General features: G+C 71.3%; 13 protein-coding genes. 3 read left to right on the top strand and 10 right to left on the bottom strand.

What is annotated here, in order from left to right; genetic code table 11:
- Positions 1-199 precede the first annotated feature (199 nt).
- Positions 200-2,062: an RNA polymerase sigma factor gene (locus ACFT2C_RS13255; RefSeq protein WP_377207528.1), complete on the bottom strand. Its 1,863-nt coding sequence runs from the start codon at positions 2,060-2,062 to the stop codon at positions 200-202.
- An 88-nt stretch (positions 2,063-2,150) separates the two neighbouring features.
- The gene (locus tag ACFT2C_RS13250; RefSeq protein WP_377207527.1) at positions 2,151-3,974 is read right to left on the bottom strand and encodes an RNA polymerase sigma factor; all 1,824 of its coding nucleotides are present in this window, start codon (positions 3,972-3,974) and stop codon (positions 2,151-2,153) included.
- A gap of 109 nt (positions 3,975-4,083) precedes the next feature.
- Between ACFT2C_RS13250 and ACFT2C_RS13245 the strand changes: the two genes are divergently transcribed.
- Together ACFT2C_RS13245 and ACFT2C_RS13240 are read left to right on the top strand one after the other, a co-directional pair.
- Positions 4,084-4,581: a GyrI-like domain-containing protein gene (locus ACFT2C_RS13245; RefSeq protein WP_377207526.1), complete on the top strand. Its 498-nt coding sequence runs from the start codon at positions 4,084-4,086 to the stop codon at positions 4,579-4,581.
- A 313-nt stretch (positions 4,582-4,894) separates the two neighbouring features.
- A complete protein-coding gene (locus ACFT2C_RS13240; RefSeq protein ID WP_377207525.1) occupies positions 4,895-7,966 on the top strand; it encodes an RICIN domain-containing protein in 3,072 nt (1,023 codons plus the stop codon).
- A gap of 139 nt (positions 7,967-8,105) precedes the next feature.
- On the opposite strand, the gene ACFT2C_RS13235 is transcribed toward ACFT2C_RS13240, so the two are convergent.
- The 5 genes from ACFT2C_RS13235 to ACFT2C_RS13215 all read right to left on the bottom strand — a co-directional run bounded on the left by ACFT2C_RS13235 (position 8,106) and on the right by ACFT2C_RS13215 (position 14,550).
- The gene (locus tag ACFT2C_RS13235) at positions 8,106-9,197 is read right to left on the bottom strand and encodes a uroporphyrinogen-III synthase (RefSeq protein WP_377207547.1); all 1,092 of its coding nucleotides are present in this window, start codon (positions 9,195-9,197) and stop codon (positions 8,106-8,108) included.
- Positions 9,198-9,249: 52 nt separating this feature from the next.
- Positions 9,250-10,053 carry a uroporphyrinogen-III C-methyltransferase gene (cobA, locus tag ACFT2C_RS13230; protein WP_377207524.1) on the bottom strand — a complete coding sequence of 268 codons (804 nt, stop codon included), beginning with the start codon at positions 10,051-10,053 and terminating at the stop codon, positions 9,250-9,252.
- An 83-nt stretch (positions 10,054-10,136) separates the two neighbouring features.
- Complete coding sequence (locus ACFT2C_RS13225; RefSeq protein WP_377207523.1) at positions 10,137-10,586, bottom strand: nitrite reductase (NAD(P)H) small subunit family protein; 450 nt, start codon at positions 10,584-10,586, stop codon at positions 10,137-10,139.
- On the bottom strand, positions 10,583-13,240 hold the full coding sequence (gene nirB, locus ACFT2C_RS13220) for a nitrite reductase large subunit NirB (RefSeq protein WP_377207522.1): 2,658 nt from the start codon (positions 13,238-13,240) through the stop codon (positions 10,583-10,585). Before nirB ends, ACFT2C_RS13225 begins: the two co-directional genes overlap by 4 nt.
- A 104-nt stretch (positions 13,241-13,344) precedes the next feature.
- Complete coding sequence (locus tag ACFT2C_RS13215) at positions 13,345-14,550, bottom strand: Fic family protein (protein WP_377207521.1); 1,206 nt, start codon at positions 14,548-14,550, stop codon at positions 13,345-13,347.
- Positions 14,551-14,635: 85 nt separating this feature from the next.
- Between ACFT2C_RS13215 and ACFT2C_RS13210 the strand changes: the two genes are divergently transcribed.
- Positions 14,636-15,313, top strand: coding sequence for a class I SAM-dependent methyltransferase (locus ACFT2C_RS13210; RefSeq protein WP_377207520.1), 678 nt, complete (start codon positions 14,636-14,638; stop codon positions 15,311-15,313).
- 13 nt (positions 15,314-15,326) lie between these two features.
- Here the strand turns inward: ACFT2C_RS13210 and ACFT2C_RS13205 are convergent, their stop codons facing one another.
- From ACFT2C_RS13205 to ACFT2C_RS13195, 3 genes are read right to left on the bottom strand one after another with little or no spacing between them, the layout of a single operon-like run.
- Entirely contained in the window at positions 15,327-15,800 is a 474-nt protein-coding gene (locus ACFT2C_RS13205; protein ID WP_377207519.1) for an AAA family ATPase, read from the bottom strand.
- Positions 15,801-15,850: 50 nt separating this feature from the next.
- Positions 15,851-17,530: an FAD-dependent oxidoreductase gene (locus tag ACFT2C_RS13200; protein WP_377207518.1), complete on the bottom strand. Its 1,680-nt coding sequence runs from the start codon at positions 17,528-17,530 to the stop codon at positions 15,851-15,853.
- Complete coding sequence (locus ACFT2C_RS13195) at positions 17,527-19,896, bottom strand: molybdopterin oxidoreductase family protein (protein WP_377207517.1); 2,370 nt, start codon at positions 19,894-19,896, stop codon at positions 17,527-17,529. Before ACFT2C_RS13195 ends, ACFT2C_RS13200 begins: the two co-directional genes overlap by 4 nt.
- Position 19,897 lies beyond the last annotated feature (1 nt).

Genomic DNA, 19,897 nt, shown 5'->3' with positions numbered 1-19,897 from the left:
CTAGTGCTGCTGCAGTTTCGTCGCTCGCCACACTGCAGTTTGGTCGCAATAGACACCGCAGTTTCACCGCCGAGCTGCACCAGGTCCTCGAGCTCGCTCTCCCACTGCGCCATCTGTGACGCCGCTCTCGCTTTCATCCTCCCTGACGGGTGGGAGCGGCAGAACGATGATGGCGATGCACAGACAGCTTGCGGGAACCTTAGGGGCGCGGCCCGACCTCCGTGCACTCCGGATCGAGCCCGACGTCCACGAAGGAACACCACTCGTCGTCGCCCTCGTAGAAGGTCGACCAGGTCGGCCCCTCCCCCGTGTAGTCCTGGATGTTCAGCTGCCAGCCCGAGTACTTCCCGGCAGCACGGTCGACTGCAGCCTGCTCGGCGTCGACGACCCCCGCGTCGACCGCCTCCTGCCATGCTGCGTCGTTCTTGGTGAAGGTGGCGGCGCGGGGCCAGGTCGAGGATTCACTGTCGTCCCGGTTGACCGGCTGGGTCCCGGTCAGGAGCCGCGCGACCGTCGCGTAGGGCGTGTTGCCCCCGGACTCCGGGAGCCCAAAGACCTCGTTGACGAGCAGGTCCTCCTGCTCAGGTGTCGGCGCAGTATCCAGATTCACGCCGGCCAGCTCCACGACCAGCCGTTCGTCGCAGGTGGTGACCGCCTCGAGGAGTCGCGCGGCCATGGCCCGCACCCCCTCCGGTGCTCCCGGCGCGACCAGGTCCCGCCCTGCGTACGTGGCCCCGCTGCAGTCGTCCGACGGCGCAGCCAAGTCCGGCAACGGCGCCACGCCGCTGTCCAGGTCGACGGTGATCGGGTCGCTGACCAGGAGACCGCTCCGGCCGTCGTCCGGGTCGCTCACCTCGGGGTCGCCGACGATTGCAAGCAGCTCGTACCGCCCCCCGGCTCGTTCGTTGTCGTACTCCCCGAGCGGGTTCTCCGAGTCTTCCACCAGCGTGTCCGCACGGCAGCGCGACGAGTTCCCGGCGTAAGCGAGCCCGGTCCAGGTCCCGTGGTCGGCGAGCGCCTGAGGGGTCTCGTCGTTGGCGGCCTCATGCCAGTAGCTGGGGAGGTCGACGACCTTGCCCTCGTGGGCCCAGACGATCAGCGGCCAGGTCATGAAGCCCACCCCCTCCGGGATGGGGTCGGGAATGCCCTCCGGCACGGCCCCGGAGATAGTCACCGGCAGGCTCCAGTACGCGGTGAGTCCACGCGGGTCGGACGCGAGGTCACCGGCGATCTCGACGTCGAGCGTGCCCGTGTCCATCGCCTCCAGCTCCTCGACCGGCATGCCGCAGTACACCCCCTGGCCGGACCAGCCGACAGGGACGTATCCAGGTGTGTACTCGACCTTCTCCTCCGCGGGCAGCGGCTCCGACTGGATCCACGGCTTCACCGCGAACGCACCCCACGCGAGCGCCACGGCCAGCACCATCGACACGCCCGCCACGGCGCCCACCTTCGCCGTCCGACGGCGGCGCACCGCACCCGCCACCGTGTCCAGCCGCTCGTCGAACGAGGTCTCCATCTCCGGCGTCGCCATCTCCGCGAGCGCCGTGCGCAGCAGCTCGATCGCGTTCGACAGGTACCGCTTGATCGTGCCGGGCCTGGTCCCCAGGGCCGCCGCGATCTGCGGCACAGTCATGTCCTCGAAGAACCGCAGCATCACGGCCTCGCGCTGCCGCGGGGAGAGCTGGGCGAGCGCCGCGCCGACGTCGACCCGCGCGGTGGCTACGCGGTCCGCCCCGGGCGACCACTCGTCGTCGGCCAGGAGGTGCTTGAAGCTGGACCAGCTGCTCTGCCGCCGGTAGCCGTCGAGATAGATCGTCAGGATCGCCCGCCGGACGTACGCCTCCGCGTTCGTCAGGGAGGGCTGGTCCAGGTCGACAACCTGCTGGCCGCCGTCAGTAACCCCAGGCAGGCGGCGCAGGCGCGAGAACACCTTCACCAGCGCGTCCTGCACCAGGTCCTCCGCCTGCGCCCGGTCCCGGCACAACGAGTACGCGTACCCGACCAGTGCACCGCCACGTCCCGCCGCGAGCTCCGTGAGCTCGACCTCCCATTGCGCCATCTGAAGACGCCTCCTCTCCCTGCTCATGCTCCCTGACGGGCCGGGAGGGAAGAACGATGCATCCGGCGGCGGGAAAGTTCCCCGCAGGCTATGCGCATTCCGGATCGGCTTCGGCCTCCGGACGCGAGCACCAGGTGGCGTCTCCCTCGTAGAACTCGGTCCAGACCATCTGGGGCGGGTCGAACCGGCTCTGGATCGAGAGACGCCACCCCGTGTAGATGCCCTCGGCACGGTCGACCGCGGCCTGCTCCTCGGTGATGGCTCCGGCATCGATCGCCTCCTGCCAGGCCGCGTCGTCGTCGACCCGCTTGGTCACCCGCGGCCAGGTCTGGTCCTCCCCCAGCTGATCGGTGACTGGCGTGGTCTCGGTCAGCAGCCGGGCGACCATCGCATAGGGCGTACGTGCCTCCGTCTCGGGAAGCGCGAACGTCTCATTGACCGCCGGCATGGACCAGCCGCCATGCGGCTCAGTGCTCGTCCCACCTCCGAGCGCGGCCACTGCGTGCGCATCACAGGTCGTGACCGCCTCCAGGACCTCGGTCGCAGCGGCCCGCGCGCCGTCCGGGAGGCCCTCGGCCTTAAGGCTCTGGCCCGCGTACGGAGCCCCGCTGCAGTCGGCCGACGGCGGCGGGAAAGTCGGCTCCGGGGCGACGCCGCTGTCCAGGTCCACCGTGATCGGCTCACTGATCACCAAGCCGTCCCGGCCGTCGGCCCGCGCCGCCGCCGAGCCGTCTGACATCACCACGCGCAGCTCGTAGTCGCCGCCCTGTCGCTCGTTGTCGTAGTCGCCGAGGCTGTCGGGGACGAGGGTGTCCTCCCGGCATGCCGTGGAGTTGGGTGCGGTCGCCGGTCCGCTCCAGGTGCCGTCCTCGGACAGTGCCCGAGAGACCTCCGAGTCGGCTTCGCGCCATCCGGCGCCCAGGTCGACGACCCTGCCCTCGTGGGTCCACACGATCAGCGGCGAGGTGATGAAGTAGCCGCGTTGTTCGTCGGGCATGTCGTCGGGGACCGCACCGGTGACGGTCACCGGGATCTCCCAGGTCGCTGCGAGGCCGGCGAATCGTGGCCTGAGATCGCCCGTGATCTCGAGGTCGAACGTGCCGGCGTCCATGGCGTCGAGCTCCTCGACCGGCATCCCGCAGTACACCCCGACGTCCCGGGACCAGTTGGCCGGCACGTACCCGGCCGTGTACTCGACCTTGTCGTCCGCGGGGAGCGGCTCCGACCGGATCCACGGCTTGACCGCGAACGCGCCCCACGCGAGCGCCACGGCCAGCACCATCGACACACCGGCGACGGCGCCCACCTTCGCCGTCCGACGGCGGCGCACCGCACCCGCGACCGTGTCCAGCCGCTCGTCGAGGTCCGTGTCCATGGCCGGCACGGAGACCTCGGCGAGGGCCTGGCGCAGCACGGCGGTCGCGTCGAACAGGTGGCGCTTGATCGTGCCCTGGCTCGTGCCCAGGGCCGCCGCGATCTGGGGCACGGTCAGGTCGTCGAAGAACCGCATCATCACGGCCTCGCGCTGCCGGGGCGAGAGCTGCTTGAGCGCCGTCCCGACGTCGACCCGGGCCGTCGCCACCCGGTCCGCACCAGGAGAGGAGGCATCGTCCGCGAGGAGGTGCTTGAGACCGGACCAGTGGTTCCGCCTCCGGTACCCGTCCAGGTAGATGGTCAGGATCGCGCGCCGCACGTATCCCTCGGCGTTGATCGCCTCGGGCCGGTCCAGGTCGACCCGTGTCTGCCCCGCGACCGACGGCGGACGGCGCAGGCGGGAATACACCTTCACCAGTGCGTCCTGCACCAGGTCCTCGGCCTGCGGCTTGTCCCGCGTCAACGAGTACGCGTACCCCACCAGCGCACCGCTGCGCCGCATCACGAGCTCCGTGAGCTCCGACTCCCACTGCGCCATGTCCGACGCTCCTCTCATCCGCCGCCTGTAACGGACGGTGGGGGCAGAACGTTGAGACGGGACCACGGGGAATCCGATGAGTCCCGCGGGTTCGGGCAGTCCACCCAGCATGAGCGACTACCGAGTAGAAACACGCCCCGAAACGCCCACCGCCGGCATCACCGGGACCTTCACCATGACGGAGCTCGCGCAGGTCGCGGACCGCATCCCCGAGATCGTCGGCTGGCTCGCCGAGCGCGGCACGCACCCCGCCGGCCCGCCGTTCTTCCGATACCGCGTGATCGACATGGCAGCCCATCTCTCCGTCGAGGCCGGCTTCCCCGTGCCCGACGACGTCGCGCTCGCCTCCGCGGGCGACGTCACCGTGGGCACGATCCCGGCCGGGCGGTACGTGACGACCGTCCACCGCGGCCACCCCGACGGGCTGGCCGACGCCACCGGCGCGCTGCTGAAGTGGGCAGCGGCCGAGGGGCTCACGTTCGACCGACACGACACCGACGCCGGTGACGCGTGGGCCGGGCGGTTCGAGTTCTACCTCACGGACCCGGCCGAGCAGCCCGACATGGCGGAGTGGGACACGGAGCTTGCCTTCAAGCTGGCGGACTGATCCCTGTCACGGGCGCACCGTCGAAGACACTCTTGACAGCCACCGACCCACATCGGGAAACTCATGTGCCTGCATCAAGGCACGTTGCGGCAACCACCGGCACCGTCGTCGGCGGCCAAGAAGAGTTCGACCAACCTCCTCTGATCACAGGCGATCAGAACGCAGCATGATCCTGGCCGGCCAACAGGCGTCGTCCGCCCCGCCCTGCCAACGCCCCCACAGTTTCCCATGATCACGCCGACCTCGAGAGATGTTAGCGCTCACATTCTCGGCCCGTCGGGCTACCGGCGCGCCGTTCGCGGAAGGAACCGCAATGCATGAGAACCCAAGCCCGCCGCGTCGGCGTCGACGCGTCGCTCGCACTTCACTGGCCGCCGTCGTGGCGGTCATGGCCGCCGCTGGATTGACCACAGCGCCGATCGCGCAGCCGCCTGCCGCGGCATCGACGAGTACGAACATCGACGGCTTCACCGCGGGCAACGCAGCGGTCCGCTCGGTCGACCTGGCCGGCACGTGGAGCTTCACACCGGCAGGCCGGGCCGCGACATCGATCGCTGTGCCGGGAGGCGGCTGGTACAAGCAGGGCTTCACCGACGTGAACGAGGCGACGTACTCGCGCACCATCACGGTGCCCGACAGCGGCCAGCCCCAGTCGACGTGGATCGAGTTCGGTGCAGTGAACCACCAGGCGACGCTCTCGGTGGACGGCCAGGTGGTCGCCACGAAGACCACCTCGTTCACACCGTCAAGCTTCGACATCAGCGCCTTCGCCGCCCCCGGCACGACGCACACGATCAGCGTCAGCGTCAAGGGCCGGAACGCGTTGAAGAAGGAGTTGGACGGTTGGGGTAGGACGCTCGTTCCCGACGCCGCTGACTGGTCCGAGGCGATCCCGCAGGGCATCTACCGCTCGGCATTCCTGCGGGTGTACCCGGCCGTGCACATCAGTGACACCTTCGTGCGCACGTCCGTGACAGATCGGACTCTCAGCTACGACGTGACCGTGACGAACACCTCGGACACCAGCCGATCCGTGACCCTGACCGGTTCGCTGGCATCCGACGTCGGCAGCTCGTTCAGCTACCCGGCGCTGCCCAGCAAGACGGTCACCGTGGCAGCACACACGACGTCCAAGGTCACCGTCGGTCCGGTCGCGTGGAACCTCGGCTCGGCCTCGTACTGGTGGCCGAACGTGCCCTACCAGGCCGGATACCGCGCCCAGCTGCACCGCCTGTCGGTGCACGCGTCGGTCGACAACGGCCGTACCAGCGACGCCGCGTACCGGTTCGGGTTCCGGGAGACCACCCAGAACGGCGAGTACTACTACCTCAACGGCACGCGGGTGAACTTCCGCGGTGACAGCCTGCAGGGTGCGGACTACGACCGGATCGACAACGGTGGTAAGGGCGACGCGTACGACACGCTGCCCGGTTTCCTGCCACCGGCCGGCGGTAACGGCGGCTGGCCGCAGGCGGTGGACAACTACCAGCGGCTCAACTACAACGTGGTCCGCATCCACCAGGAGCCGGGCAGCCCGTACATGCTCGACGTGGCCGACGAGATGGGCATGATGGTCATCGACGAGACCGCCATCCGCGGCACCTGCAGCTGCCAGGACTTCGTCGCCGGCCACGACAACATGGTCAACCACGCCCGAGCGCTGACCCTGCGCGACCGCAACCACCCCGCGATCATCCGCTGGAGCCAGAGCAACGAGGCGGACATCAGCAGCTTCGACTCCGAGCAGTTCGAAAAGGACCTGTACACGGCGATGAACGGCAACGACGGCACCCGGCCGATCAGCGTCGACACCGCTTGGAACACCAACCCGTACCCCAACATGCTGAACGGCAACTTCGCCGTCTTCTCGCACTACATCGACAACATCGGCACGTACGGCGAGGCGCTCCCCTCCCTGGCCGGCCGGCCCGAGGGTGAGGGCGAGTACGTCTGGAACAAGTCCAACACCAAGCAGGGCTTCGAGTGGTTCGCCACCGCGACGGTCGCCAAGCGCGCCAAGGACGCCAGCGACCTGCGCCCGTACACGCTGCTGTCCGGCTGGGCCAGCTTCGTGCCCGGCACGCGGACCACCGACTTCGTCCCCGAGGAGGGCGGCCACCCAGCCTACGGCGTCGACAACCTGACCGATCCCTGGGGCAACCCGCAGATCCAGCGGATCCAGGCCGGGTTCAACCCGGTCGCCGCGATCGACCTGCCCTACTGGTCAGCCTCCGGCAACTCGGACGCCGACGGCACCTTCCCGCTGCCGGCGGCCGTCGACAACTACGCCTACAACACCTCTGTCACCCGAAACATCACCGTCTTCAACGACACGTTCAGCGATACCGCCGTCGGCCTCACCTGGACCGCACGGCTCAACAGCCCCACCGGCACCGTCATCGCATCCGGGAACCCCACGCTGAACATCCCGCTCGGCTCACGGGTCACCACGCCGGTCACCTTCACCACGCCGTCCAGCGGCACCCGGGTGTACCTGGTGCTGTCGACCACCAAGGGTGGCAGCACGACGTTCACCGACTCCGTCGAGTACTTCACCCTGGGAGGCGCAGGCGCGGGCGCGCTGAACATCGACGACGCCGACGCGAGGGTGACCTATGCCGGCAGCTGGGGTCACGCCACCGACGAGTCCGGCCCCTACGCCGGGACCAACTCCTACAACGACGTCGCGGGCGCCACGGCGACGCTGAGCTTCGTCGGAACGGGCGTCACACTGCGCGGGGTGACCGCGCCGAGCCACGGCATCATCGCCGTCTCGGTGGACGGCGGCGCCGAGGTCCTCGTGGACGAATACTCGACGGCGCGCACCGGCGACGTCGCGGTGTGGACCAGCCCCCGGCTCGCCTCCGGCAGCCACACCATCCAGGTGCGCGTCACGGGCAACCAACGCGCGGGGGCCACGGACAACTGGGCCACCGTCGACCGGTTCGAGATCGCGACCGGACCCGTATCCGGCACGAACTACCGCATCGTCAGCCGCTACAGCGGCAAGAACCTCGCCGTGGCGGACGGCTCGACCCTGGACGGCGCAAAGGTCGTTCAGCAGACAGCGAACGCCGCCTGGACCATCGAAGCGGCTCAGTCAGGGGCCTTCATCCTGCGCTCCACCGCCAGCGGCAAGGTGCTCGACGTCGACGGCGGGAGAACGACGACCGGGCTGCAGCTCCAGCAGTGGACCGCCAACGGCGGCACCAACCAGCTGTGGTTCCTGCAGCCCACCGACGACGGTTATTTCACCATCGTCACCCGCGACAGTGGTCTGGCGGCCGACGTGTACAACTGGGCGACCAACGACGGCGCTCCAATCGTGCAATACACCGCCGGGACCGGCACCAACCAGCAATGGCAGCTGGTGCCGGTCGCCTGATCCAGAACCGTCGCCACCGCTGCATGAACAACACGCAGGACATCAGTAGATGACAGGCGGCTGGTGTTCCCACACGGAACACCCGCCGTCTGTCATGTCGGTCCGCTCCTCAGCCACCTTGCCGACGTCGGCCAGGGCTTCACGCCAGCTCGATGCGGTAGCCCCGCTTCACCACGGTCCGGATCAGGTCGCGTCGGCCTGCCGCCTCGCGCAGCCGCGCGATGGCGACCTCGGCGGCGTGCGTGTCCTGCGAGACGCCCGGCAGCGCGGCGAGCACCCGGTCCCGCGGCACCACATCGCCCCCGGCCGCCGCGAGCAGCCGCAGCACGGCGACGCCCGTCGGCGACAGGGGCAGTACCTTCCCGTCGAGCACCGCCACCCGCGACCGGATCACCAGCGACCCGGCGACGGTGTTCAGCGCGACGGAGTCGATGCGCTCGTAGTGGCCCACGAGAGCACGGACGAGCGCCCCGAGGCGGCCGCGCTCGGGCTGCAGCGGCACGATCCCGCGGCTCTCCAGCGGCTTCGCCGTCACGGGTCCGACGGCGGCCGCCACCGTCCCGCCGTCGACGAACCGGGCGCGGACCCGGTCCATCAGGCCCTCCGCCTCGACGGCCCGCATCCAGGCCTCGGAGCCGGGCGCGGACGTGAAGACGACGGCGTCGATCTCACCATCGGCCACGGCGTGCGCGGAGTCGCGCACCGCCGTCGGATCTGGTGCCGGGCCCCAGCGGTATACGACGAGGCTCGCGACCTGCGCGCCGGCCTTCTCGAACACCTCGTCCAGTCCGTCGGCGCCCGCGCCGTGGTGCTGGACAGCGATGCGCAGGCCCTGCACACCCTCGCTGAGCAGCACTTCCGCCACCTCGGCGGACGTCTCGGACTCGGCGACCCAGTCGGCCTGCAGCCCGGCTGCCTGGATGGCGCCACGGGCCTTGGGGCCGCGCGCGATGATCCGGGTTCGCCCGAGCAGGTCGAGGAGCGGCTCGGCGAGGCCGTGCGCGTCGGCGGCCTCGATCCAGGCACGGAAGCCGATCCCTGTGGTGACCACGACGACGTCGGGCGGGGCAGAGACGATCGCGCGCGTCGCGGCGATCAGCGTCTGGTCGTCGACGTTCGGGATCATGCTCAGCACCGGGGCGTGCCGGACGGTGGCGCCACGGCGCTCCAGGGCTGCGGCGAGCTCGCCGGCCCGACGCTCCGCCGTGACGAGAACCGTCGCGCCCGCCATGACCTGGCCAAGCGCCTGGCGGGTCGTCTGGGCGTGGGCAGGCGCTGCGACATCAGACACCGGCACCTGCCAGACGTCGCTCACGTGATCCCTCCAGGAGTCCATCCGCTGCCACGCGGCCGATGACGACGACCGCCGGCGACCGCACCCCACGGGCGGCCGCCACGTCGGCTGCCTCTTCGAGACGCGCCCGGGTGACGCGCTGCTCCGGCGTGGAACCGTTCTCCACTATCGCTACGGGAGTGGCGGGGTCGGCGCCTGCGGCCAGGGACTGCGCCACGATGGCGCCAAGGGACCGCACCCCCATCAATACGACAAGAGTAGCCGTGGCATCACGCACACAGGAGAGGGCAGCGGCATCCAGTGGCCCGGAATTGTCAGAGCCATGGTTCGCCCCGGTGACCTGCGGGTCTGACGACCCGGAGGCGCAGTGGCCCGAGACCACGTGGAAGCCCGTGGTGACCCCGCGGTGGGTGAGCGGGATACCGGCCAGGCCGGGCACGGCGACGGCGGACGTCACGCCGGGAACCACCTCGACCGGCACGCCGGCTGCCACGCACGCGACGACCTCCTCGCCGCCCCGGCCGAGCACGAACGGGTCGCCGCCCTTGAGCCGCACCACGTGGGCGCCTGCCAGCGCGTGCTCCACGAGCAGCTCGTTGATGCGTTCCTGCGGGACGGGATGACGGCCGGGCTCCTTGCCGACGTCGACCACGCGGATGTGCGGCGGAAGCTCGGCGAGGATTTCGACGGGACCCAGCCGGTCCGCGACCACGACGTCGGCCGACTGCAGCGCCCGCCAGGCCCGCACGGTCAAGAGATCGGGTGCCCCGGGCCCACCCCCGACAAGCGTCACCCGCCCTCCAGTTGAGTGCTGGCTATTTGTTGCCTCAGACCCCTCTGAAGCAACAAATAGCCCGCACTCAACGGGATCGGTGGTCATGGCAGACCTACGTGGACCACGCCGTCGCGGATCTCTACCGGGTAGGTCAGCAGGTCCGGCGAGAGGGCGCCCTTGGGGGTCTTGTCCGCCGTCACCAGGCACTCGCCGGTGACCAGGGAGAACACCTGCTTGTAGACCGGCGCGGCCACCGTGGGCACGCCCGCCCGGGTGCCGACGATCCCCCGGGACATGACGTGCGCGCCCGAGAACGGGTCGAGGTTCTGGACGGCATACACCTGGGCGCTGTCCGACCCCTGTCCCGGGCCGGTCGAGGTATCGGGCAGCCGGAACAGCGCCACCTGGACGTCGCCGAACAACGCCGCCGCACCCCGCTCGGGAAAGAGGTCGGTGAGCAGGCAGGCCCGCTCCCACCGAGCCACCGCCGGGCTGTCAGACTCCCAGGTCACTCCGGTGACCTCTACTTCTGACACCTCGTTGACGCTCACGCTCGCACCTCCAGCTTCGGGCCCGCGATGACGACGCCGGACGCGCGCTCCTCCGGCGTCGCGGGGCGGCGCTGGCCGCGCTCCTCGACGTACGCGAGCGACGGGTCGGCGTCCTTGGGGGCGTTGACGAACGACGAGAACCGGCGCAGCTTCTCCGGGTCCTCGAGGACGGCCTTCCACTCGTCCTCGTAGTTCTCGACGTGGCGCGCCATGGCGGAGTCCAGGTCGGCGCAGATGCCGAGCGAGTCCTCCATGATGACCTCGCGCACGCCCTCCAGGCCGCCGTCGACCTCCTCGATCCACGGCGCCGTGCGCTGCAGCCGGTCGGCCGTGCGGACGTAGTACATGAGGAAGCGGTCGATGGTGCGCAGGAGCTCCTCCGAGGTCAGGTCCTCGGCGAGCAGCTTCGCGTGCCGCGGCGTCTGGCCGCCGTTGCCGCCCACGTAGATGTTCCAGCCCTTGTCCGTGGCGATGACGCCCACGTCCTTGCCGCGCGCCTCCGCGCACTCGCGGGCACAGCCGGAGACGCCCATCTTGAGCTTGTGCGGCGAGCGCAGGCCGCGGTAGCGCAGCTCCAGCTCGACGGCCATGCCGACCGAGTCCTGGACGCCGTAGCGGCACCACGTCGAGCCGACGCACGACTTCACGGTGCGCAGCGACTTGCCGTACGCGTGCCCGGACTCGAAGCCTGCGTCGACCAGCCGGCGCCAGATGTCCGGCAGCTGCTCCACACGGGCGCCGAACATGTCGATGCGCTGGCCGCCCGTGATCTTCGTGTACAGCCCGAAGTCCTTGGCGACCTGTCCGACGACGATCAGCCCCTCCGGCGTGACCTCACCGCCGGGCATCCGGGGCACCACCGAATAGGTGCCGTCCTTCTGCAGGTTGGCCAGCATGTGGTCGTTGGTGTCCTGCAGCGTGGACTGCTCGCCGGACAGGATGTGGCCGTTGCCCAGGCTCGCCAGGATCGACGCGACGACGGGCTTGCAGATGTCGCAGCCTCGGTTGCGGGCCACGGTGGTCGAGCTTGTCGAGACCCCTGCCGAACGGGTCTCGACAGGCTCGACCAACGGACGGACCCCGAACCGGCCCACGATGTCGCTGAACGAGTGCAGGTCGGCGACCCGGACGGCGTCGAAGAGCTGGGCGCGCGACATGTCGAAGTGCTCGCACAGGGCCGTGCTGACCTCGATGCCCGCGCGCTCCAGCTCGGTGTCGACGAGCTTCTTCACCAGCGGCAGGCAGGCGCCGCAGGTGGTCCCGGCGCGGGTGCAGGCCTTCACGCCAGGGACGTCGGTGCACTCGTGCTCCGTGACGGCGCCGCGGATGGTCCCGGCCGAGACGCTGTTGCACGAGCAGACGTTGGCGTCGTCGGGCAGCTCCAGGCTCGGGGCGCCACCGCCGCCCTCGGGGAGCAGGAAGGCGCTCGGGTCCTCGCCCGGCAGCTCCGCGCCGAGCATCGGGCGCAGGCTCGCGTACGGTCCGGCGTCGCCGACGAAGACGCCGCCCAGGAGGGTGCGGGCGTCGTCGGACAGGACAAGCTTCTTGTAGACGCCGGCCACGGGGTCGGCCCAGACCACCTCGACGGCGTCCTCGGTGCGGGCGTGCGCGTCGCCGAACGACGCGACGTCGACGCCGGAGAGCTTGAGCTTGGTCGCGGTGTCCGCGCCGGGGAACTCCGCGAGGCCGCCGAGCAGCCGGTCCACGACCACCTCGGCCATCGTGTTGCCGGGCGCGACCAGCCCGATGCAGCGGCCCTCGATGCAGGCCACCTCGCCGACGGCCCAGATGTGCGGGTCCTCGGTACGGCACGACAGGTCGACGACGGCGCCGCCGCGCTCCCCGACCGGCAGCCCGGCCGCGCGGGCGAGCTCGTCGCGGGGGCGCACGCCGGTGGCCACCACGACGACGTCGACGTCGAGCCGCCCGCCGTCGGCGAAGTCCAGCCGGCCCACGTGGCCGGTGCGGCGGTGGGGCTTCATCTGGCTGGTCGCGGTCTCGGCGCGGACGCCGATGCCCTTGCCGTTGATCAGGCGCTTCAGCGCGTGGCCGCCGCCGAGGTCGACCTGCACGCCCATGAGGTGCGTGCCGAACTCGATCACGGTGGCCTGCGCGTCGAGCGCGGTGAGCGCGCCCGCGGCCTCCAGGCCGAGCAGGCCGCCGCCGATCACGGCGCCGCGCACGGGCTTGCCCTCGGGATAGCTCCGGCGCTTCTCCTCGACCCAGCCGCGCAGCGCCGCGACGTCGTCGATGGTGCGGTAGACGAAGACGCCCGGCAGGTCGTTGCCCGGGATCGGGGGCATGGCCGCGCTGGAGCCGGTGGCGAGCACCAGCTCGTCATAGGCGTGCGCGGTGCCGAGCCGGTCGGTGACGGTCTTCGCCTCGCGGTCGATGGACTCGATCTTGCGGTCGGTGTGCAGGGTGACGAGGGGGTCGGCCCACAGGGCCGGGTCGCCCAGGGCGATGCCCGCGGGGCCCTCGTCGAACCACCGGGTCAGGCCCACGCGGTCGTAGGGCGCGCGGGGCTCTTCCGCGAAGACGGTGACGCGGTAGCGGCCGGCGTCGTCCCGGGCGCGGAGCGCCTCGACGAGCCGCTGCGCGACCATGCCGCCGCCGATCACGACAAGGTGCTGAGTTTTGCCCGATTCGACCATGTCTTGAACGTAGGCGGCTGGTTTTTCGCGCTGGTGCGCCGGTGGTTACCCGGGCCGAAACTCTTCCTCACAGGCCGGAGGGCGGCCTGGTGAGTGCGCTCGGGTCAGGCGCGGATCAAGCTCTGCGCGAAGTGGTCCATTACTCCGATGATGCCCGGGTGCTGCCAGACGCGATTGCGGCGCAAGCCGGTTCGTTCCTCCAGCACGCCGGCGTCGACCAGCTGGCCGAGCGCGTTCTGTGCGCTCTGTGCTCCCATGCCGACCTGGGTCGAAAGATAGCTCGCGTTGAGCACCGGATGAGAGAGCAGATGCGGAAGCACCTTCCACGCCGAGGCCTGCGGACGAAGCCCCGACATCTGCTCACGAGACTGCTCGATCTGTGCCGCGAGGTCGTCGATCAGGCGTGCCCCTGCGGTCGCAGCGAACCGCGAAGCGGCGGAGAACTGCTCGACGATCGGCCGTGCATCCCCGTCGCGGTAGGTCGAGAGCGCCTGGAAATACCGGTCCGTGCCCTTCAGGAGGCCTGCCGAGACGGGCGCCGTCGTACTCGTCACCAGCCGCTTGGCGCGCAGCATCGCATGCACGAGCGCACGGCCCGTCCTGCCGTTCCCGTCCGAGAAGGGGTGGATGTTCTCGAACTGCGCGTGGGCCACAGAAGCCTGCACGACGACTGGAAGGTCGTCCCGGCGGACGAACGCCATCAGGTCGTCCATAGCCCCCGGCACGAGCTCTGCCTGCGGTGCGAAGTGGGACGCGCCGCGGGGGCTCACGGAGCTCGTCCCGATCCACACCAGCTGATCACGCCACTGCCCCGCGTGTTCCTCCCAACCTCGCTGGCCCGACAGCAGCGCCCGGTGCATCTCCAGCACGGCGCCGGTGTCGAGGCTGTCTGCCAGGTCGAGCGCCGCTTCCATCGCGCGGACATTCGCGACCACGGTCCGCGCGTTGTCCGACGTCGACTGGTCGATCTCCGCCAGCGCGAGCTGCCTTGCGCCCACCGTGAGGTCCTCGATCTGGGAGGACGACGTGGACTCGGTCCGAAGCAGGATGGAGCTCATGGGCCCCAGAGACGGGCTCGACTCCCCGAGGACCGCGCGGGCATAGTCGTCGAACCTGCTCAGCGCGGCAGCCGCTTCCTCCGTGTCGGCCGCGAGGTCGGCGGCGACATCGGGCGCCCAGTCCGCGATCTGCGGCGGGACGGTCGAGCGATACGGTCCGGAAGCCTCCGCCATCCGCGCGCGACTCGTCATGCCGTCGGACTCGGCCACCCAGTACTCTTCCTCGTGCCGGAACGCAGGAACTTGGAGCATGGGACCCACGCTAATCCAAGTTTCGGCGAAACTTGGATTAAGGACGCCGCTTACTCCAAGTTTTGCACCGCTACCGTAGGGCCGCATGGACATCCGGACCGTACCCAATCCGCTGATCCGAGCGGGCGGCCGCTGGCTCCGCCGGATCAACGACCGGCATCCGTGGAGCCATAACGACCACTTCCACGGCTGGATCCTGCGGCGGCTCCCTGCCCGGCGCCGACGGGCGCTCGACGTCGGCTGCGGCGCCGGCCTCCTGCTGAGCCGGCTGCGGGGACGCTTCGACGAGGTCCTGGGCGTCGACGCCGACGCCGCCATGGCCGCCGTCTCGGCCGAGCGCTTCGCCGGCGACCCCGCGGTGAGCGTGCGCCACGCCCGGTTCGAGGAGGTCGACGGCCAGTTCGACGCGATCACGATGATCGCGGTGCTGCACCACATGCCGCTGGAGGCGGCCCTGCGGCACGCGTCCGGGCTGCTCGAGCCCGGTGGCCGGCTGCTCGTCGTCGGCCTGGCGCGGCCTGACACGGTGACCGACTTCAGCTGGGACCTGATATCCGCCCTGCTCAACCCGCTGGTCGGGATGGTCAAGCATCCACAGCCGGTCACGGAGCCTGTGGACGACGGCGGCCCGCCGCTGCCCATGCGCGACGCCGCCGAGACGTTCGCGGAGCTCTCCGAGGTGGTGCGCCGGGTGCTGCCGGGCGCACGGCTCCGGCGTCGGTTGTTCTTCCGCTACACGCTGGAGTGGACCCGCCCGGTCTGACCGTCGTGGGCAGTCAGGCTCCGGCGACGATCCGCAGCGGACCCTCGTCCGGCGTCGGAACCTCGAAGCCGTCGTAGTAGGCGGCCGCCACCTCTGGCGTGAGCCGGATGTCGCCCGGACCAGTTCCCCCGCGCGCCGCGACGCGCGCGAGCGCGACCTCGCGCGGCACTCGCACGAAGACGGTCTCTGCGATCACTCCGTGTGACGCACCGATCGCCCGGTACTCGTCGCGCGCCGCGCGAGACCAGAACGAGCTGTCGACCACGACGTCGTACCCGTCCCGCAGCAACGGCTCGAGGCGGGAGCGAAGGTCGGCGTCCAGGCCGGCCGCGACGCCGTCGGGCAGCGGATGGTCCTGGGTGATGCCGGCCGCCCAGGCAAACTCGTCGATGGACAGCAGGACGTAGCCGTCTCCTTCAAGTCGGCGAGCGAACGTGGACTTCCCCGAGCCCGCGGGACCGCACATGAGCACCAGACGACCGGTCATGCGCCGAGAATAGTGGTCACGAACGCGGCGCCCTCCGGTGCGGTGTCAGCTCATGCAGGCTCCGGGACAGCCTCCTTGCTCTCCCGGAGCCAGTCCACCAACCCGCACACGGCGTCCTTGCAGGAGCCGCAGCCGGTCGTCGCCCGGGTCTCGCGCACGACGTCCTCGACGGTATGCGCACCCGCCTCGCACGAGCCCGCGATGTCGCCCTTGGTCACGCCGTTGCACCGGCACACCACGGCGTCGTCCGGCATGTGCTCGGGGGACGACGCCGGGGCCGCCGTCGGCATGACCGGCGTGAGCAGCAGGAACGCGGGGTCCACCGGGACGGGCGTGCGGCGGGTGTAGGCGGCCGTGAGGTCGGCGGCGACCCGCGGATCGCCGACGCACGTGGCACCCACGAGGATGCCGTCGGACACCACGACCTCGACGTACCGCCCGGCTCGCGGGTCGGCGAGGCGCACGGCGCGCTGCGTCGCGGCGTTCGGGCGCGCCGGCCCGCAGACCCCCATGGTGGTGACGCTGAGTGCGCCCGCCTTGACCTTCACGACGTCGGTGCCGCGTGTGTCGATGCCAGTGTCCGACTGCGCGCGGCTCATGGTCGCGCCGCTGGTCAGCAGGGCGCCCAGGCGGACGGCCATGCTGGGCTGGGCCTCGTCGTGCGGCAGGCGGAGGTGGGACGTGGGCCCGGTCTCGACAGGCTCAACTAGCGAAGGAACAGGCTCGGCGGGCGCCGACACGGGCTCGACCAGCGAGACCAGCGTCTCCGCCAGGCGGCGCGCCTGGTCCCAGCCCTCGGCGACCAGGCCGCGGGAGCCCGACGGCGGCTGCGCGCAGTCGCCGATCGCGTGCACGCGGGGGTCGTCGGGGCTGGCGAGGTCGTAGCCGACGACGATGCCGCGGTCCGTCGACAGACCCGCCGCCGCGGCGAGCCCGGTCTCGGGGATGGTGCCGACGGAGAAGACGATGAGGCGGGCGGCGACGATCTCCTCACGCTGCGCCGTCGCAGGGTCGCCGCCCTGCCCCCCGTTGTCCTTGACGCGGACGCCGACGGCGTATCCGCCCGCCACGAGCACCTCGCTGGACAGGCTGTTCGGCAGCACGGTGATGCCCTGGCCCTCCAGCCCGGACCGGACCACGTCCGCGGCCTCCGGGTCGAGCTGGCGCTCCATCAGGTACTGCACGTTGTGGATCAGCGTCACGCTGAGACCGCGGCCCGCGAGGCCGACCGCGGCCTCCAGTCCCAGCACGCCCCCGCCCACCACGACGGCGCGCGGGGAGTTCACGGTGGCGGCGACGATCTCGCGGGCGTCGTCGAGGTTGCGCAGCGCGTGCACCCCGGCGGGCAGACCGCCGTCGGCCCTGCGCAGGCCCGGGATCGGCGGGATGCGGGCCGCCGCGCCCGTCGCGAGGACCACGTGGTCGTACGGGTGGGACGTGCCGTCGTCGGCCGTCACTACCCGCGACTCCCGGTCGATGGAGGTGGCCGTGACGCCGCGGAGCACGCTGACCCGGGCGCCGTCGGGCAGGGGCATCGTGATCGCGGCGACGTCGGTGCGCCCGGCCACCACGTCGCTGAGCAGGACTCGGTTGTACGGCTCGTACGGCTCGGCGCCGAGCACCGTGATGTCGAACGCCTCGGGCTCGCGGCGCAGCAGCTCGTCGACGAGCCGCGACCCGACCATCCCGAAGCCCACCACGACGACTTTCACAGGGACTCGCAGATTCATGTGGAGAGCTCCTTCTTGCGGCGGGCGTCATCCCGGTGGTCTCCCCGCTGGTCGAGCTTGTCGAGACCGGTCTCGACAAGCTCGACCTGCGAGGCGTCGACCACCGAGGCGTCGGGCACGGGCTTGAGGTCGACGGCGCAGACCTTGAACTCCGGCATCCCGGAGATCGGGTCGGTCGCGTCCGTCGTGACCTGGTTGACGGACCCGACGCCGCTCCAGTGGAACGGCATGAAGACGGTGTCGGGGCGGACGGCGTCGGTCCAGCGGGCTGTCGCCTCGACCCGGCCGCGCTCGCTGGTGAGGCGCACGCGGGCGCCGTCGGGCACGCCGATGCGGAAGCCCAGCACGGGATGCAGCTCGACGTACGGCTCGGCCACGAGGCGCTCCAGCTCCGCGACGCGGTGCGTCTGGGCACCCGACTGGTAGTGCTGCAGCACCCGGCCCGTGACCAGGTAGAACGGGGCGCCGGGGCGCACGTCGTCGCTCGGCCCCACGTGGTCGACGGCGACCATGCGCGCCCGCCCATCGGGTGTGGCGAAGCGCTCCAGGAACAGCCGCGGCGTCCCGGGGTGCTCGTCCGTGTCAGACGTATGGGTCACTCCGGTGACCTGGGCGTCTGACACGTCGGAGGCGCCGGGGGCGGCGGCCGGGACCGGCCAGAACAGGCCCGGACCGCCGGACGCCTCGTCGGCGTCGAGCCGGTCGTGCGACAGCCCCGAGTAGTCGGCGGGGCCGCCCGCGGAGGCGCGGGCCAGCTCGTCGAACACCACGGCGGGGTCGGTCGGGAAGGCGAGAGACGCGGGCGCGCCGAGGCGGCGCGCCAGCTCGGCGAGTATCCACAGCTCGGACCGGGCCTCGCCGGGCGGCGCCACGACGGCCCGACGGCGGATGACGCGCCCCTCGAGCGACGTCATGGTGCCCTCCTCCTCGGCCCACTGGGTCACCGGGAGGACGACGTCGGCCAGCAGCGCCGTCTCGCTCGGGACGAAGTCGCAGACGACCAGGAGGTCGAGGCTCTTCAACCGGTCGATCACGCCGCTCGCGTTGGGGGCGCTGACCACGAGATTCGACCCGTGGACCAGCAGCGCCCGCGGCCGGACGGGGCCGCCCGCGCGAACCTGCTCGTCGCTCGGCGCGCCGAGCGACTTCAGGAGCTGCACCGCAGGCAGGCCCGGGCCGGGGAGGGTCTCCGGGGCCACGCCCCAGACGGCGGCGACGTGCGCGCGCGCCGCCGGGTCGTCGATCTTGCGGTAGCCCGGGAGCTGGTCGGCCTTCTGCCCGTGCTCACGGCCGCCCTGCCCGTTGCCCTGCCCGGTGATCGCGCCGTACCCGGACCCGACCCGGCCCGGCAGGCCGAGCGCGAGCGCCAGGTTGATCGACGCGGTGACGGTGGCGGTGCCCTGCGTCGACTGCTCGACGCCGCGGCCGGTCAGCACGTACGCGCCGGAGCCGCCGTGCACGGGGGCGGCGGCGGCCAGCAGCCGGGCCACGCGGCGCAGCTCGGGGGCGGGCACTCCCGAGACGGACTCGACGCGCTCCGGCCACCAGCCAGCGACGGACCGGGCGACATCGTCGAACCCGGTGGTGCGCTCCTCGAGGTACGCCCGGTCGGCGAGCCCCTCGGCGAGCAGCACGTGCAGCAGCCCGAGCAGGACCGCGAGGTCCGTACCAGGTACCGGAGCGAGATGCACGCCCTCGGCGGGCTGCTCCGAGGTGGGGTCCTCGGCGAGGCGCGCCGTCGCCGACCGTCGCGGATCGACGACGACGAGCCCGCCCGCGGCCCGCGCCCCGGCGAGGTGCTGGACGGCGGGCGGCATGGTCTCTGCGAGGTTCGAGCCGAGGAGCAGGATCGCCTGGGCGCCGCCGAGGTCGGCCAGCGGGAAGGGCAGCCCGCGGTCGACGCCGAACGACCGGTTCATCCCGGCCGCCGCGGACGCCATGCAGAACCGGCCGTTGTAGTCGATGTTGGGGGTGCGCAGGACGGTGCGCGCGAACTTGCCGAGCGCGTACGCCTTCTCGTTGGTCAGCCCGCCCCCGCCGAACACGGCCACCGCTTCGGGGCCGTGCTCGGCGGCCAGCGCCGCGAGCCGGGACGCGACCAGGTCGAGCGCCGCGTCCCAGCTCGTCGGCTCCAGCTCCCCCGACGCGCCACGGACCAGCGGGGTGACCAGCCGGTCGGAGGCCCCCAGCACCGCTGCCGACGTCCACCCCTTCTGGCACAGGCCGCCCCGGTTGGTGGGGAAGTCGCGCGGTTGCACCTTCGGCGCACCCGCGCCGTCCGCGGAGGGTCGCGTGAGCGACATCCCGCACTGCAGCGCGCAGTAGGGGCAGTGGGAGTCGACAGTGGTGCCGGGGGAGGCGAGCATG

Origin of the sequence: Promicromonospora sp. NPDC057138, assembly GCF_042670845.1 — a bacterium.
Lineage (GTDB): Bacteria > Actinomycetota > Actinomycetes > Actinomycetales > Cellulomonadaceae > Promicromonospora.
Note: the sequence above shows the minus strand (reverse complement) of the source record. Positions and strands in the feature narration are given on the sequence as shown.